The 13403-nt window shown below is 60.7% G+C and carries 19 protein-coding genes; 2 read left to right on the top strand and 17 right to left on the bottom strand.

Annotation, left to right across the window (positions count from 1 at the left end):
• Positions 1-7: 7 nt before the first annotated feature.
• Positions 8-1873: a dihydroxy-acid dehydratase gene (gene ilvD, locus AMK00_RS08600; protein WP_064810132.1), complete on the bottom strand. Its 1866-nt coding sequence runs from the start codon at positions 1871-1873 to the stop codon at positions 8-10.
• 340 nt (positions 1874-2213) lie between these two features.
• On the opposite strand from ilvD, the gene msrP reads away from it, so the two are divergent.
• Together msrP and msrQ are read left to right on the top strand one after the other, a co-directional pair.
• The gene (gene msrP, locus AMK00_RS08595; RefSeq protein ID WP_064801920.1) at positions 2214-3161 is read left to right on the top strand and encodes a protein-methionine-sulfoxide reductase catalytic subunit MsrP; all 948 of its coding nucleotides are present in this window, start codon (positions 2214-2216) and stop codon (positions 3159-3161) included.
• Positions 3161-3817: a protein-methionine-sulfoxide reductase heme-binding subunit MsrQ gene (gene msrQ / locus AMK00_RS08590; RefSeq protein WP_064810131.1), complete on the top strand. Its 657-nt coding sequence runs from the start codon at positions 3161-3163 to the stop codon at positions 3815-3817. Before msrP ends, msrQ begins: the two co-directional genes overlap by 1 nt.
• 9 nt (positions 3818-3826) lie before the next feature.
• Here the strand turns inward: msrQ and AMK00_RS08585 are convergent, their stop codons facing one another.
• The 16 genes from AMK00_RS08585 to rplX all read right to left on the bottom strand — a co-directional run bounded on the left by AMK00_RS08585 (position 3827) and on the right by rplX (position 13403).
• The gene (locus AMK00_RS08585; protein WP_064801917.1) at positions 3827-4219 is read right to left on the bottom strand and encodes a ribosomal maturation YjgA family protein; all 393 of its coding nucleotides are present in this window, start codon (positions 4217-4219) and stop codon (positions 3827-3829) included.
• A gap of 164 nt (positions 4220-4383) precedes the next feature.
• A complete protein-coding gene (gene rplQ / locus AMK00_RS08580; protein WP_011424993.1) occupies positions 4384-4806 on the bottom strand; it encodes a 50S ribosomal protein L17 in 423 nt (140 codons plus the stop codon).
• A gap of 176 nt (positions 4807-4982) precedes the next feature.
• Complete coding sequence (locus AMK00_RS08575) at positions 4983-5993, bottom strand: DNA-directed RNA polymerase subunit alpha (RefSeq protein WP_003547579.1); 1011 nt, start codon at positions 5991-5993, stop codon at positions 4983-4985.
• 97 nt (positions 5994-6090) lie between these two features.
• On the bottom strand, positions 6091-6480 hold the full coding sequence (gene rpsK / locus AMK00_RS08570) for a 30S ribosomal protein S11 (RefSeq protein ID WP_003547577.1): 390 nt from the start codon (positions 6478-6480) through the stop codon (positions 6091-6093).
• 133 nt (positions 6481-6613) lie between these two features.
• Positions 6614-6982 carry a 30S ribosomal protein S13 gene (gene rpsM / locus AMK00_RS08565; RefSeq protein WP_008521297.1) on the bottom strand — a complete coding sequence of 123 codons (369 nt, stop codon included), beginning with the start codon at positions 6980-6982 and terminating at the stop codon, positions 6614-6616.
• A 222-nt stretch (positions 6983-7204) separates the two neighbouring features.
• On the bottom strand, positions 7205-7855 hold the full coding sequence (locus AMK00_RS08560; RefSeq protein WP_064801915.1) for an adenylate kinase: 651 nt from the start codon (positions 7853-7855) through the stop codon (positions 7205-7207).
• Positions 7852-9192, bottom strand: coding sequence for a preprotein translocase subunit SecY (secY, locus tag AMK00_RS08555; protein WP_064801913.1), 1341 nt, complete (start codon positions 9190-9192; stop codon positions 7852-7854). Before secY ends, AMK00_RS08560 begins: the two co-directional genes overlap by 4 nt.
• A 233-nt stretch (positions 9193-9425) precedes the next feature.
• A complete protein-coding gene (rplO, locus tag AMK00_RS08550; RefSeq protein WP_064801911.1) occupies positions 9426-9902 on the bottom strand; it encodes a 50S ribosomal protein L15 in 477 nt (158 codons plus the stop codon).
• Between the two features lie 16 nt (positions 9903-9918).
• Complete coding sequence (gene rpmD / locus AMK00_RS08545) at positions 9919-10128, bottom strand: 50S ribosomal protein L30 (protein WP_011424988.1); 210 nt, start codon at positions 10126-10128, stop codon at positions 9919-9921.
• 13 nt (positions 10129-10141) lie between these two features.
• Positions 10142-10711, bottom strand: coding sequence for a 30S ribosomal protein S5 (rpsE, locus tag AMK00_RS08540; RefSeq protein ID WP_003573784.1), 570 nt, complete (start codon positions 10709-10711; stop codon positions 10142-10144).
• 133 nt (positions 10712-10844) lie between these two features.
• The gene (rplR, locus tag AMK00_RS08535; RefSeq protein ID WP_011424987.1) at positions 10845-11207 is read right to left on the bottom strand and encodes a 50S ribosomal protein L18; all 363 of its coding nucleotides are present in this window, start codon (positions 11205-11207) and stop codon (positions 10845-10847) included.
• A gap of 12 nt (positions 11208-11219) precedes the next feature.
• Entirely contained in the window at positions 11220-11753 is a 534-nt protein-coding gene (rplF, locus tag AMK00_RS08530) for a 50S ribosomal protein L6 (protein WP_064801909.1), read from the bottom strand.
• A 42-nt stretch (positions 11754-11795) separates the two neighbouring features.
• Positions 11796-12194 (bottom strand): 30S ribosomal protein S8, encoded by a 399-nt coding sequence (gene rpsH, locus AMK00_RS08525; RefSeq protein ID WP_004674934.1) that lies wholly within the window; start codon positions 12192-12194, stop codon positions 11796-11798.
• Between the two features lie 12 nt (positions 12195-12206).
• Complete coding sequence (gene rpsN, locus AMK00_RS08520) at positions 12207-12512, bottom strand: 30S ribosomal protein S14 (protein ID WP_018115514.1); 306 nt, start codon at positions 12510-12512, stop codon at positions 12207-12209.
• 32 nt (positions 12513-12544) lie between these two features.
• Positions 12545-13102 carry a 50S ribosomal protein L5 gene (gene rplE, locus AMK00_RS08515; RefSeq protein ID WP_011424985.1) on the bottom strand — a complete coding sequence of 186 codons (558 nt, stop codon included), beginning with the start codon at positions 13100-13102 and terminating at the stop codon, positions 12545-12547.
• Positions 13095-13403 carry a 50S ribosomal protein L24 gene (gene rplX, locus AMK00_RS08510; RefSeq protein ID WP_004674929.1) on the bottom strand — a complete coding sequence of 103 codons (309 nt, stop codon included), beginning with the start codon at positions 13401-13403 and terminating at the stop codon, positions 13095-13097. Before rplX ends, rplE begins: the two co-directional genes overlap by 8 nt.

The raw sequence follows: 13403 nt of genomic DNA, 5'->3' as shown, positions 1-13403 counted from the left end.
CTGACTCTTAATCAGCGGGTCGTAGGTTCGAGACTACTCGGGCGTTGAGATCCCGCACGGCGCCGCGGTCGGCGCTGGTTGCGAAAGCCGCATAGGCCTTCAGCGCTGTGGTCACATTGCGTTTGCGAACCTCGGTCGGCTGCCAGCCCTTGCCGTCCTGCTCGGCGCGGCGGGCGGCGAGTTCGGCCTCGCCGACGCGGAGGCTGATTGTGCGGTTCGGGATATCGATATCGATCATGTCGCCTTCGCGCACCAGGCCGATCGTCCCGCCATTCGCCGCTTCCGGCGAGACGTGGCCGATCGAAAGGCCGGAGGTGCCGCCGGAGAAGCGGCCGTCGGTGATGAGCGCGCAGGCCTTGCCGAGGCCCTTCGACTTCAGGTAGCTCGTCGGATAGAGCATTTCCTGCATGCCGGGACCGCCCTTTGGGCCTTCGTAGCGGATGACGACGACGTCGCCGGCCTTGATCTCGTTGGCGAGGATCGCCTTGACCGACGCATCCTGACTTTCGAAGACGCGGGCCGGGCCGGAGAATTTCAGGATCGATTCATCGACGCCGGCCGTCTTGACGATGCAGCCGTCGACCGCGAGATTACCCTTCAGCACGGCAAGACCGCCATCCTTGGAGAAGGGATGTTCGACCGAGCGGATGACGCCGTGCTGGCGATCGGTGTCGAGTTCGTCCCAGCGAGCCTCCTGGCTGAAGGCGACCTGGGTCGGGATGCCGCCGGGAGCGGCGCGATAGAAGTTGCGGACGCTGTCGCTGGTGGTGCGGGTAATGTCCCAACGATCGATCGCATCGCCGAGCGTCTCGGCATGAACGGTCGGGCAATCGCGGTTCAGGAGGCCACCCTTATCGAGCTCGCCGAGGATCGACATGATGCCGCCGGCGCGGTGGACATCTTCCATATGCACATCGCTCTTGGCGGGCGCGACCTTCGACAGGCACGGCACCCGGCGCGACAGTGCGTCGATGTCGGCCATGGTGAAATCGACCTCGCCTTCGTGAGCGGCGGCCAGGATGTGCAGGACCGTGTTGGTCGAACCGCCCATGGCGATGTCGAGCGCCATGGCATTCTCGAAGGCCCGCTTGGAGGCGATGGTGCGCGGCAGCGCCTTGACGTCGTCCTGCTCGTAATAGCGGCGGGCGAGATCGACGATCAGGTGGCCGGCCTCGACGAAGAGGCGCTTGCGATCGGCATGGGTGGCAAGCGTCGAGCCGTTACCGGGCAGCGACAGGCCGAGCGCCTCCGTCAGGCAATTCATCGAGTTTGCAGTGAACATCCCGGAGCACGAACCGCAGGTCGGACAGGCTGAACGCTCGATGACCTTGACGTCGTCATCGGAGATCTTGTCATCGGCAGCCGCGACCATGGCATCGACGAGGTCGAGCGCGTGTTGCTTGCCATGCAGCACGACCTTGCCCGCTTCCATCGGACCGCCGGAAACGAAGACTGTCGGGATGTTGAGGCGCAGCGATGCCATCAGCATGCCGGGGGTGATCTTGTCGCAGTTGGAAATGCAGACCATGGCGTCGGCGCAATGGGCATTGACCATGTATTCGACACTGTCGGCGATCAGCTCGCGCGACGGCAGCGAATAGAGCATGCCGTCATGGCCCATGGCGATGCCGTCGTCGACGGCGATCGTGTTGAACTCCTTAGCAACGCCGCCGGCCGCCTCGATTTCGCGAGCGACCAGCTGGCCGAGATCCTTCAGATGCACATGGCCGGGAACGAATTGGGTGAAGGAATTCACCACCGCGATGATCGGCTTGCCGAAATCCGAATCCTTCATGCCCGTGGCGCGCCAAAGGCCGCGCGCGCCCGCCATGTTGCGGCCGTGGGTCGTGGTTCTGGAACGGTAAGCTGGCATTGGTGTCTTCCTCGACATGTCGGAAACATCAGGCGAAGCCGGGGCGGCAATGAAGCCTGCGGGCCGGGCGAACGCCGCTTTTTGGAATTGTCCTAATCCAATCGATGGGAGCTGTCACTACCGGCAAGGCCAAATCCGGTACGCTGCCGGGAGAAGCGCGTCGAACGCCATTCGAATATATACGGTTCGGCGGGACCTTTGGTTACGACCTATTCCATCACAGCCGAACACAAAAAATTGGCTTCCCGTCGGCAATATTCAAGGCATAGAGATTGATCCGAACATGCGGGCAGTTCGTTTAAGGACTATATTCGGAGTATCCGCCCTGGAGGTTTTCGACATGCCAAGCTACCGCCCCCCGAAGATCGCGTCGTCGGAGATCACGCCGCGTCAGGTCTATCTGCGCCGCCGTGAATTCCTGGGCGCCGCAGCGCTTGGCGCCATGGCGCTCTATGGCGCCGGCAAGGCGAGCGCGGCCGCCTTTTCCGCCGTCGAGAGCAAGTACAAGGTCGATGAGAAGACGACGCCGATCAAGGATGTCACGACCTACAATAATTTCTATGAGTTCGGTCTCGACAAGGGCGACCCTGCCGCTCTCTCCGGCGATTTCAAGCCGCTGCCCTGGACGGTCAAGGTCGACGGCATGGTCAACAAGCCAGGCACCTTCGACGTCGAGGCGCTGATGAAGGAATTCCCAATCGAGGAGCGCACCTATCGGATGCGCTGCGTCGAGGCCTGGTCGATGGTCATTCCATGGAACGGGTTTCCGCTGGCGGCGCTACTCGACAAGGTGGAGCCGCTCGGCAGCGCCAAATATGTCGCCTTCGAAACCGTCGTGCGGCCGGAGGAGATGCCGGGGCAGAAGGGCTTCTTCCAGTCGCTCGACTGGCCCTATGTCGAGGGGCTGCGGCTGGACGAGGCGCGCCACCCGCTGACGCTGCTTGCCGTCGGACTTTATGGTGAAACGCTGCCGAACCAGAATGGTGCGCCGATCCGCCTGGTCGTGCCGTGGAAATACGGCTTCAAGGGCATCAAGTCGATCGTCAGGATCACGCTCACCGACCAGCAGCCGAAAAACACCTGGCAGGTGACAAATCCGCAGGAATACGGTTTCTACGCCAACGTCAATCCTGCCGTCGACCATCCACGCTGGAGCCAGGCGAGCGAACGACGCATCGGCGAAAGCGGTTTCTTCGGCGCAAGTCGCCACCCCACCCTGCCCTTCAACGGCTATGCCGACGAGGTGGCGAGCCTTTATGCCGGCATGGACCTGAAGGCGAATTTCTGATGGCCGAACTGTCGCTTGCCATCCCGAAGCGCTGGCAGCCTGCCTCCGTCTGGCTGCTTTATACCGTCGGGCTCGTGCCTGCCGCCTGGACCTTTTATCTCGGCGCGACCGACCAGCTCGGCGCCGATCCGGTCAAGACCTTCGAGCTCTTCCTCGGCATCTGGACGATCCGCTTCCTGATCGCGACACTTGCAGTGTCCCCTGCCCGCGAGTTGTTCGGCTGGAATTATTTGCGCTACCGCCGCGCTCTCGGCCTTTTGACCTTCTACTACGCGCTGATGCATTTCACCGTTTACATGGTGCTCGACCAGGCGATGGATATTCAGGCCGTCATCAATGACGTGCTGAAGCGCCCGTTCATCATGTTCGGCATGGCCGGCCTTGCGATGCTTATTCCCCTGGCGGTGACATCCAATAATTTCTCGATCCGTCGCCTCGGCAATCGCTGGATCTGGCTGCACCGCCTCGTCTACATCCTTGCCGCCTCCGGGGCTCTGCATTTTGCGCTTTCGACCAAGGTCCTCGATCTCGAGCAGTTTATTTATGTGGGGTTGATCATCGCGCTCATCCTTTACCGCTCCTGGCGGCCGATCGCGCGCAGTCGGAAGAAAAGCCAGGGGCGGCAACGCAATCGTGCGGTGGCGTCGGTTTCCTGAAGCCAGCCGTCAACGGCGCGCGGGATCAAAGGCACAGGCCGCAGCGATGCCGATCGCATAGGCCAGTATGTTCCAGAGGGAAAATATCCGGCCAAGCAACAGGGCGCCTGCAGTCGTCAGCCGAAACGCGTCCAACCAGGGTGTATGATAAAGCCGGAACAATTCGACTGCGATTGCCATGAACAGCGCCATGACCGCAATGACTGCCCGCGGTGACTTTCCGAGAACGAGCGCCACCAGCAGATAGACCATCGCTCCCCACAGCGCCGACCCGCCATATTTGACGACGACGAAAGGCAGATCGACCGCGTAGCCGAAGCGCCTGAGCGCCAGGCCGGCCGCAATCACCACAAGCACAGCCGCGAGACGGAGGAACTGCGCTCGAGAATGCGCTTCGCGCATAGAATCTTCTTCCCTCTTAATCTCCACAGTTTGGAGCTCTGGGCGGACATAAGAATGGCTCCGTCGCTAAAGAAGCTGCGCCGCTTCCGTTTTCGACCGATGCACAAACGAAAACAGCCGGGCTTTGCAGGCCCGGCTGTTTTCTATCCGCCGAAGCGGAAGACTTAGGCGGCGACGGCCTGCTCTTCGGCAGCGACGCGGGCCTTGTCGGCTGCGCCCTTGGCGTAGGTGTCGCGGTCGACGAACTCGATCACGGCCATGGCGGCGTTGTCGCCCTGGCGGAAGCCGGCCTTCATGATGCGCAGGTAGCCGCCGTTGCGGGTGGCGTAACGCGTTGCGATCGTGTCGAACAGCTTCGAGACGACGGCGGCATCGCGGATCTGCGAGATCGCCTGACGGCGAGCGTGCAGGTCGCCGCGCTTGCCGAGCGTGACCAGCTTTTCGACGATCGGACGGATTTCCTTGGCCTTCGGCAGGGTCGTGACGATCTGCTCGTGGGTAATCAGCGAAGCCGCCATGTTGGCGAACATCGCCTTGCGGTGGCTTGCGGTTCTATTCAGCTTGCGGCCGGCTTTACCATGGCGCATTGCTATTCTCCTTTAATGCAGTGCCCTTACGTTAGGTGGGCCTGCCGTTTCCTGGCACATGCAGGCGATCGGCCTGCTGTTTGACGGGGAAAGGCAGCCGAAAGAGCCTGCCTTTTGTTATGTTCTTGCGATCGGCGTGCGGGCGGAAAACCGCTTTACACTTTTCCTCACGCCGCTCAGTACTGGTCTTCGTAACGCTTGGCGAGATCTTCGATGTTCTCGGGCGGCCATGCCGGCACTTCCATGCCGAGGTGCAGGCCCATGGAAGCGAGAACTTCCTTGATTTCGTTCAGCGACTTGCGACCAAAATTCGGCGTGCGGAGCATTTCTGCTTCGGTCTTCTGAATGAGGTCGCCAATGTAGACGATGTTGTCGTTCTTCAGGCAGTTTGCCGAACGGACCGACAGTTCGAGTTCGTCCACCTTCTTGAGGAGAGCCGGGTTGAAAGCGAGTTCGGTGACTGCTTCTTCTTCGGTTTCCTTCTGCGGCTCGTCGAAGTTGACGAAGACGCCAAGCTGATCCTGGAGGATGCGCGCCGCGAAAGCGACGGCGTCTTCGCCGGTGATCGAGCCATCGGTTTCGATGGTCATGTTCAGCTTGTCGTAGTCGAGAACCTGTCCTTCGCGGGTATTTTCAACCTTGTAGGACACCTTCTTGACCGGCGAATAGAGGCTGTCGACCGGGATAAGGCCGATCGGAGCATCTTCTGCACGATTGCGTTCGGCCGGAACATAGCCCTTGCCGTTGTTGACGGTGAATTCCATGCGGATTTCGGCGCCCTCGTCGAGCGTGCAGATCACATGCTCGGGGTTGAGGATTTCGATATCGCCGACCGTCTGAATGTCGCCAGCCGTGACAACGCCCGGGCCCTGCTTACGGACGACCATGCGCTTCGCGTCGTCGCCATCCATCTTGATGGCGATTTCCTTGATGTTGAGCACGATATCCGTGACGTCTTCGCGGACGCCGGGAATCGAGGAGAATTCGTGCAGCACGCCGTCGATCTGCACCGCCGTGACGGCAGCACCGCGCAGCGAGGAGAGCAGAACGCGGCGCAGCGCGTTGCCGAGGGTGAGGCCGAAGCCGCGCTCCAGCGGTTCGGCGACAAGCGTCGCCCTGGTGCGCGAGCTCGAGGAGAACTCCACCTTGTTCGGCTTGATCAGTTCCTGCCAGTTCTTCTGAATCATGAGTTTGCCTTCCGTTCGTTGCCACCATCCAATCGTGACAACCGAGCTTGAAAACCACCGGGAGCACCAAGGCGCTCACCGGTGACGAGAGCGATGATCAGACGCGGCGCTTCTTGCGCGGACGGCAGCCATTGTGCGGGATCGGGGTCACGTCGCGGATGGACGTGATCATGAAACCTGCAGCCTGGAGCGCGCGCAGAGCCGATTCACGGCCCGAACCCGGACCGCAGACTTCGACTTCCAGCGACTTCATGCCGTGCTCCTGGGCCTTCTTGGCGCAGTCTTCGGCAGCGATCTGGGCAGCAAAGGGGGTCGACTTGCGCGAGCCCTTGAAGCCCTTGGCGCCAGCCGACGACCAGGCGATCGCATTGCCCTGCGCATCAGTGATGGTGATCATCGTGTTGTTGAAGGTCGAGTTGACGTGAGCGACACCCGACGAGATATTCTTGCGCTCGCGACGGCGAACGCGGACGGCTTCCTTAGCCATGCTATTCCTTTCGTTGATCTCTTCACCGCCGTAACACCAGCGGCTACACCGGAACGGCGCCTATATGGTCCCGCTCCAAACTCAAAAGAGGCCGGCGCGGACCGCCAGCCTCCCCACCCCGGTTTCCCGGAAATTACTTCTTCTTGCCAGCGATTGCCTTTGCCGGACCCTTACGGGTGCGGGCATTGGTGTGCGTGCGCTGACCGCGGACCGGAAGGCCGCGACGATGACGCAGGCCGCGGTAGCAGCCGAGGTCCATCAGACGCTTGATGTTCATCGCGGTTTCGCGACGAAGATCACCCTCGACCTGATAGTCACGGTCGATGGCTTCGCGGATCTGAAGGACTTCAGCGTCCGTCAGCTGATGCACACGACGTTCAGCCGGAATACCGACCTTCTCGACGATTTCCTGTGCGAATTTCGGACCGATCCCGTGAATGTAGGTCAGCGCGATGACTACGCGCTTTGCAGTCGGGATGTTGACGCCAGCGATACGTGCCACGCCTGTTCTCCTTGCATTCCAGTTGCCATCCGGCAAGTGGGCTTCGTTATGCGGCCCTCAGGACCGCCCGTTCAGATTTAATGTCCGTAACATGTCAAAACGACCGCACCCGGACTTCCCAGGGAAATCCGCGCCGATCGCAGGGAATGTCGCGAGTTGGCGCGGTGTTTAGCGGAATCACTGCTGAAAAGCAACCGTTTCCGCCAAGTTTATTTTCAAGCCTTACAGCTTGGAAAGAATGGCTTCGACCTCGCCAGTCACCTGATCGATTTCAGCCATGCCGTCGACGGACCTGAGCTTGCCCTTGGCATGGTAGTAACCGATCAGCGGCGAGGTCTCCTTGTAGTAGACCTGCAGCCGGGCCGTCATGGTCTCTGGATTGTCGTCGGGACGGCGCTTGAAGTGGGTAGAGCCGCACTTGTCGCACACGCCTTCATTGGCCGGGACCTTGTCCGTGTCGTGATAGACGCTACCGCACTGCGCACAGGAGTAGCGACCGGCAACGCGCCGGACGAGCTCAGCGTCGTCGACGCGGAATTCGATGACGACGGAGAGATCGAGACCCTTTGCTCTGAGCATCGCTTCCGTAGCGTCCGCCTGAACAAGGGTCCTGGGGAAGCCATCGAGAATGAAACCGTTGGCGCAATCGGGCTGATCGATTCGCTCCGAGACGATGGCGATGACGATCTCATCCGAGACCAGCTTGCCGGCGTCCATCACCGCCTTGGCGCGTTTGCCGACCTCCGTGCCGGCGTTGACCGCCGCCCGCAGCATATCTCCCGTGGAAAGCTGCGGAATGCCGTGCTTTTCCACGATCCGCTGGGCCTGGGTTCCCTTGCCCGCGCCCGGCGGCCCCAAAAGGATAAGTCTCATCGCCCCCTCTTTCCTCCTCGCAACTTCGATTTCTTGATCAGGCCTTCGTATTGCTGCGCGATCAGGTGACCCTGGATCTGTGCAACCGTATCAAGAGTTACGCTAACCACGATCAAAAGCGAAGTCCCACCAAGGGATAATGGAATGCCGGTTTGCGACACCAGAATCTCAGGGAGGATGCAGACGAAGACAAGATAGATGGCGCCGATCAGCGTGATGCGGGTCAGCACGTAGTCAATATATTCGGCGGTGCGCTCACCGGGACGGATGCCGGGAATAAAGCCGCCATGCTTCTTCAGATTGTCGGCCGTGTCCTTCGGATTGAAAACGATGGCCGTATAGAAGAAGGCGAAGAAGGCGATCAGCGCCGCATAGAGCACCATGTAGAGCGGCCGGCCATGACCGAGGGCGGCAACGATCGAGGTCGCCCAGGCAGGCATCGCAGTGGTGTTGGCAAAGCCTGCGACTGTCGCCGGCAGAAGCAGCAGCGAAGAGGCGAAGATCGCCGGGATGACGCCCGAGGTGTTCAGCTTCAGCGGCAGGTGCGAGGTATCGCCTTGGAACATGCGGTTGCCGACCTGGCGCTTCGGATACTGGATCAGCAACCGGCGCTGAGCGCGCTCCACGAAGACGATGACACCGATGACGGCGATCGCGACTATGATGACGAGCAGGATGAGGCCGGTCGACAGCGCGCCGGTGCGGCCGAGTTCAAGCGTGCCGGCAAGAGCGCTCGGAAGGCCGGCTGCGATACCGGCGAAGATGATCAGCGAAATGCCGTTGCCGATACCGCGCGAGGTGATCTGCTCGCCGAGCCACATCAGGAACATCGTGCCGCCGAGCAGCGTCAGAACGGTGGAAATACGGAAGAACCAGCCCGGATCGACGACAAGGCCCTGGCCGCTCTCAAGGCCGGCGGCAATGCCGTAAGCCTGGAGCGCACCCAGAATGACGGTGCCATAGCGGGTGTACTGGTTGATGATCTTGCGCCCCTGCTCGCCTTCCTTCTTCAGGTTTTCAAGCGTCGGGACAACCGAAGTCATCAGCTGCACGATGATCGAAGCGGAGATATAGGGCATGATGCCGAGCGCAAAGATCGCCATGCGCTGAACGGCGCCGCCCGAGAACATGTTGAAAAGGCCGAGAATACCGCCTGCCTGGCCGCGGAACGCCTGGGCATAGGCTTCGGGATTGAGACCCGGAAGCGGGATATGGGTGCCGAGCCTGTAGACGAGGAGAGCAGCCAGTGTGAACCACAGGCGCTTCTTCAAATCCTCGGCTTTGGCAAAGGTCGAAAAATTGAGGTTGGATGCCAATTGTTCCGCTGCAGAAGCCATGCGATTCTCCGCCCTACCAATTCCGGCGTCCCTGGGGAAATACCGGCCCCGGAATCAGTATGAAAATAATTCAAAACCGGGCTTTGGACGGATTGCAGCGCAACCCCATGCCTCACCCTTGTTTTCCAGTCTTACCGGCATGACGCGGGCGCGCCAGCCAAGTTTTTGTGAGGCCCACATATGGGAGCAAAATCGCCCGGTGTGAAGCACTCCGGGCGATATATCATCAGATATTATTCTGCTGCAGCCGGAGCCGAAAGCAGCGTCACTGTGCCGCCGGCCTTTTCGATCTTCTCAACGGCGGGCTTGGAAGCGCCTGCGACGACGATGGTGATCTTGGCCTTGAGCTCGCCGTCGGCGAGAACGCGAACGCCATCCTTGGCGCGGCGGATAACACCGGCAGCCTTCAGGGCAGCTGCGTCAACAGTCGCCTTTGCATCGAGCTTGCCGGCGTCGATCGCAGCCTGAATGCGGCCGAGCGACACGACAACAAAATCGGAAGCGAAAATGTTGTTGAAGCCGCGCTTCGGCAGGCGACGATAGATCGGCATCTGGCCGCCTTCGAAGCCGTTGATGGCGACGCCGGAACGGGACTTCTGACCCTTGACACCGCGACCAGCCGTCTTGCCCGAGCCCGAACCGATACCGCGGCCGAGGCGCTTGCGGCTGTGGGTCGAGCCTTCGTTGTCCTTGATTTCATTGAGTTTCATGAGCGTTTCCTCCGTCTCACTTCTCGTCGACGATGCGAACGAGATGCTGGACAGCACGGATCATGCCGCGAACGGAAGGAGTATCCTCCAGCGTGCGGCGACGGTGCATCTTGTTCAGTCCGAGACCGATCAGCGTGCGCTGCTGGACGTCCGGACGGCGAATCGGGCTGCCGATCTGTTCGATCGTGACAGTCTTCGCTTCAGCCTTCTTGGTAGCCTTGGCCATTGGTCAGCTCCTCTTATTCTTCAGAGGCGTTGCCGGAGGCGCTACGACGAGCCTGCAGCGTTGCATATTTGATGCCGCGCTGAGCTGCGATGTCCTTCGGGTGAACCTGGTGCTTCAGAGCGTCGAAGGTGGCGCGAACCATGTTGTAGGGGTTCGACGAACCGGTCGACTTGGCGACGACGTCGTGCATGCCGAGCGTTTCGAAAACGGCGCGCATCGGACCGCCGGCGATGATGCCGGTACCGACTTTGGCGGAGCGCAGCAGAACCTTGCCGGCGCCGTGGCGGCCGTGGACGTCGTGATGCAGCGTACGGCCGTCACGCAGCGGTACGAAGATCAGCTCGCGCTTGGCGGCTTCGGTTGCCTTGCGGATGGCTTCCGGCACTTCGCGTGCTTTGCCATGGCCGAAGCCGACGCGGCCCTTCTGGTCGCCGACGACGACGAGTGCTGCGAAACCAAAACGACGGCCGCCCTTGACGACCTTGGCGACGCGGTTGATCGCGACCAGCTTGTCGACGAATTCGCTATCGCGCTCTTCACGGCTCTGGCGGTCTTCCCGCTGCGGCCTTCTTTCCTGTGCCATTGTCCTCTTCCTTTTTCTTTTCCGGGTGCAATCGGCAAATGAATGTGGACCGCATCAGCCTCCCCTTCTTGCCGGGGAGTGCCTGCGGTCCGGCGAAAATCCGGCCGGAGCGACAGCGCCCGGCCGGAACTGATCAGAAGGTCAGACCGCCTTCGCGGGCCGCTTCGGCGAGAGCCTTGATGCGGCCGTGATAGATGAAGGCGCCACGGTCGAATACGACGTCCGTAACACCGGCCTTGGAGGCGCGCTCGGCGACGAGCTTGCCTACGGCGGCGGCGGCGGCGGTATCGGCACCGGTCTTCAGAGAACCGCGCAGATCCTTGTCGAGGGTGGAGGCGGACGCAAGCGTCTTGCCGGCCACGTCATCGATGATCTGAGCATAGATGTTCTTCGAGGAGCGATGAACCGACAGGCGCGGACGGCCATTGGCCACCGACTTGATATGACGGCGCACGCGGTTGGCACGACGTGCAAGTGCTTCTTTCCTGCTAGCCATTTCGCGTGATCCTTACTTCTTCTTGCCTTCTTTGCGGACGATCCGCTCGTCGGCATACTTGACGCCCTTGCCCTTGTACGGCTCGGGACCGCGATATTCGCGGATTTCGGCGGCAACCTGACCGACCTGCTGCTTGTTGATGCCGCTGACGATGATTTCAGTCGGCTTCGGAACAGCGATCGAGATGCCGACCGGCGGTTCATAGACCACGTCGTGGCTGAAACCGAGGGCCAGCTGCAGGTTCTTACCCTGCATGGCGGCGCGGTAACCGACGCCGTTGATTTCGAGCTTGCGCTCGTAACCGTCCTTGACGCCCTTGAAGATGCCTTCGATCATCGTGCGGGACATGCCCCACTTCGAACGCGCATCCTTGGACTGGTTCAGCGGCGTCACGACGACCGCGTTGTTTTCGAGCTTGAGGCTGATTTCGTCATTAGCGACGAAGAACAGCTCGCCCTTCGGGCCCTTTGCGGTAACCTTCTGGCCTTCGACCGTAGCCGTGATCCCAGCAGGCACCTGAACGGGCTTCTTACCGATACGAGACATGTTTCAATCCTGTCTGTTCGCTATGGAGATCCCTGCCCGATCTTAGAAGACCGAGCAAAGAACCTCGCCACCAACGTTCTGTTCGCGAGCCTGGTGATCGGCCATCACGCCCTTCGGAGTCGAAAGGATGGTGATGCCGAGGCCGTTCGCGACCTGCGGAATGGACTTGACCGAGACATAAACCCGGCGGCCCGGCTTGGACACACGGCCGATCTCACGGATCACCGATGCGCCTTCATAATACTTCAGCTCGATGTTGAGCTCCGACTTGCCATTGCCGAAATCGACAACGGAATAGCCACGGATGTAGCCTTCGGACTGCAGGACATCGAGAACACGCGCACGGAGCTTGGACGCAGGCGTCGAAACCGACGACTTGCGGCGGGAAGCGCCGTTGCGGATACGGGTGAGCATATCGCCCAACGGATCAGTCATTGTCATCTAACCTGCTCCTTACCAGCTCGACTTGACGATGCCCGGCACCTTGCCGAGATTGCCGAGTTCACGCAGCGCGATACGCGACATGCGCAGTTTGCGGTAGTATGCGCGCGGACGGCCCGATACTTCGCAACGGTTGCGAATGCGGGTCTTCGATCCATCGCGCGGCAGGGATGCCAGCTTGATCGAGGCCTTGAACCGCTCTTCGATCGGAAGAGCCTGGTTCATGATGATCGCCTTCAACGCAGCCCGCTTTGCGGCCTGGTTGGCGACCGTATTACGGCGGCGCTTGTTCTTTTCAACTGCGCTTGTCTTCGCCATGTCAGGTTCCTTTTCTACGCTCGTCGTTACGGTTATTGACGGAACGGGAAGCTGAACTCCTTCAGGAGAGTCCGTGCTTCGTCGTCGGTCGTCGCCGTCGTGCAAACGATGATGTCCATGCCCCACATCTGATCAACCTTGTCGTAGTTGATTTCAGGGAACACAATGTGCTCCTTGATGCCCATGGCGAAGTTGCCACGGCCGTCAAAGCTCTTCGGGTTCAGGCCGCGGAAGTCGCGAACGCGCGGGAGCGCGATGTTGACCAGGCGATCCAGGAACTCGTACATGCGGGCGCCGCGCAGGGTGACCTTTGCGCCGATCGGCATGTTTTCGCGGACCTTGAAGCCTGCGATAGAGTTGCGTGCGCGGGTGATGACCGGCTTCTGACCGGCGATCGCTGCGAGGTCGGCGGCAGCAACCGTCGGCTTCTTCGAGTCAGCGGTCGCTTCACCGACACCCATGTTGATCACGATCTTGTCGAGCTTCGGGATCATCATCTCGTTGGCGTAGGAGAACTTCTCCTGCATCGCCTTGCGGATGCGCTCGACATATTCCTTCTTGAGCCGCGGCTCGTATTTTGCCTCAGCCATCGATCACTTCTCCAGAACGCTTGGCCACGCGGACCTTCTTGCCGTCAACGACCTTGAAACCGACGCGGGTCGGCTTGCCGTCCTTGTCGACGATTGCAATGTTGGACAGGTGGACCGGGGCTTCCTTGTTGATGATGCCGGCTTCCTGGGTCTGCGTCTGACGCTGGTGGCGCTTCACGACGTTGACGCCACGGACGACCGCACGATCTTCCTTCGGCATGACCTGAACGACTTCGCCGGTACGGCCCTTGTCCTTGCCAGCGAGCATGACGACCTTGTCGCCTTTACGAATCTTCTGCAT

The organism is Rhizobium sp. N621, from assembly GCF_001664325.1.
GTDB lineage: Bacteria > Pseudomonadota > Alphaproteobacteria > Rhizobiales > Rhizobiaceae > Rhizobium > Rhizobium esperanzae.
This window is presented reverse-complemented; position numbering and strand designations above follow the sequence as displayed.

What these genes read in the sequence shown, in the direction of transcription:
- rplO (WP_064801911.1), bottom strand. Translation starts at nt 9,902, where the DNA reads ATGAAACTCAATGAAATCAAGGACAACGAAGGCTCGACCCACAGCCGC.
- rpsK (WP_003547577.1), bottom strand. Translation starts at nt 6,480, where the DNA reads ATGGCTAAGGAAGCCGTCCGCGTTCGCCGTCGCGAGCGCAAGAATATC.
- ilvD (WP_064810132.1), bottom strand. Translation starts at nt 1,873, where the DNA reads ATGCCAGCTTACCGTTCCAGAACCACGACCCACGGCCGCAACATGGCG.
- msrQ (WP_064810131.1), top strand. Translation starts at nt 3,161, where the DNA reads ATGGCCGAACTGTCGCTTGCCATCCCGAAGCGCTGGCAGCCTGCCTCC.
- rplX (WP_004674929.1), bottom strand. Translation starts at nt 13,403, where the DNA reads ATGCAGAAGATTCGTAAAGGCGACAAGGTCGTCATGCTCGCTGGCAAG.
- AMK00_RS08575 (WP_003547579.1), bottom strand. Translation starts at nt 5,993, where the DNA reads ATGATTCAGAAGAACTGGCAGGAACTGATCAAGCCGAACAAGGTGGAG.
- msrP (WP_064801920.1), top strand. Translation starts at nt 2,214, where the DNA reads ATGCCAAGCTACCGCCCCCCGAAGATCGCGTCGTCGGAGATCACGCCG.
- rpsN (WP_018115514.1), bottom strand. Translation starts at nt 12,512, where the DNA reads ATGGCGAAGACAAGCGCAGTTGAAAAGAACAAGCGCCGCCGTAATACG.
- rplR (WP_011424987.1), bottom strand. Translation starts at nt 11,207, where the DNA reads ATGGCTAGCAGGAAAGAAGCACTTGCACGTCGTGCCAACCGCGTGCGC.
- rpsH (WP_004674934.1), bottom strand. Translation starts at nt 12,194, where the DNA reads ATGACAATGACTGATCCGTTGGGCGATATGCTCACCCGTATCCGCAAC.
- rplQ (WP_011424993.1), bottom strand. Translation starts at nt 4,806, where the DNA reads ATGCGCCATGGTAAAGCCGGCCGCAAGCTGAATAGAACCGCAAGCCAC.
- rpsE (WP_003573784.1), bottom strand. Translation starts at nt 10,711, where the DNA reads ATGGCACAGGAAAGAAGGCCGCAGCGGGAAGACCGCCAGAGCCGTGAA.
- rpmD (WP_011424988.1), bottom strand. Translation starts at nt 10,128, where the DNA reads ATGGCCAAGGCTACCAAGAAGGCTGAAGCGAAGACTGTCACGATCGAA.
- rplF (WP_064801909.1), bottom strand. Translation starts at nt 11,753, where the DNA reads ATGTCTCGTATCGGTAAGAAGCCCGTTCAGGTGCCTGCTGGGATCACG.
- secY (WP_064801913.1), bottom strand. Translation starts at nt 9,192, where the DNA reads ATGGCTTCTGCAGCGGAACAATTGGCATCCAACCTCAATTTTTCGACC.
- AMK00_RS08585 (WP_064801917.1), bottom strand. Translation starts at nt 4,219, where the DNA reads ATGCGCGAAGCGCATTCTCGAGCGCAGTTCCTCCGTCTCGCGGCTGTG.
- AMK00_RS08560 (WP_064801915.1), bottom strand. Translation starts at nt 7,855, where the DNA reads ATGAGACTTATCCTTTTGGGGCCGCCGGGCGCGGGCAAGGGAACCCAG.
- rplE (WP_011424985.1), bottom strand. Translation starts at nt 13,102, where the DNA reads ATGGCTGAGGCAAAATACGAGCCGCGGCTCAAGAAGGAATATGTCGAG.